A 763-nucleotide genomic window follows, 5' to 3' on the forward strand; every position below is an offset into this window, starting at 1 on the left:
GCCGTGCGGCAGTTGGGCACATCAGGCAAGGGCAATCACTTTGTCGAGTTTGGCGAACTAGAATTGTTGGCAGGAAATGCGTTAGGGTTACCCGCCAAAAAGTATACGGCGTTGCTGGCACATTCCGGAAGTCGCGGCCTTGGCTCTGCTATTGCGCAGCGCTATACCAAGCTTGCAACAGACAGTTGCAAGTTGCCACGGCAAGCACAGCAACTGGCTTGGTTAGATATGAATACCGAAGCCGGGCAGGAGTATTGGCTCGCTATGACATTGGCCGGTGACTATGCCAAAGCTTGTCACGATCGTATTCATTCCAACCTGTTAAATGCACTGGGACTAAAGGCTATCTGCGTCGTAGAAAACCATCATAATTATGCTTGGAAAGACAAGCTGGCCGATGGCCAAGAGGTAATCATACATCGGAAAGGTGCTACCCCCGCGCATAGCGGAGAGCTCGGCATCATACCGGGCAGTATGACAGCGCCAGCCTATTTGATTTCGGGCAAAGGAAGCGACCATGCATTATATTCCGCCTCGCATGGTGCAGGGCGGGCTATGAGCAGACAAAAAGCTAAGGAAAGCATGACCTCATCAGCAATGAAGAAGCAGCTTGTCAATGCAGGTGTGACCTTAATCGGCGGGTCGGTCGAAGAAAACCCATTAGCGTATAAGGATATTGAACAAGTTATCACCGCACAACATGAGTTGATCGACATCCACGGTAAATTTTATCCACGTATTGTTAGAATGAATAAGGACTAGT

The 763-nt window shown here is 49.7% G+C and carries 1 protein-coding gene; it reads left to right on the forward strand.

The features are described 5' to 3' along the window. The coding region (locus FAZ15_RS22380; RefSeq protein ID WP_136903591.1) for an RtcB family protein at window positions 1–762 on the forward strand (762 nt) is incomplete at its 5' end. Between the last annotated feature and the right edge of the window lies 1 nt (window position 763).

It is taken from the genome of Sphingobacterium olei, from assembly GCF_005048855.1.
In the GTDB taxonomy this organism is placed as follows: domain Bacteria; phylum Bacteroidota; class Bacteroidia; order Sphingobacteriales; family Sphingobacteriaceae; genus Sphingobacterium; species Sphingobacterium olei.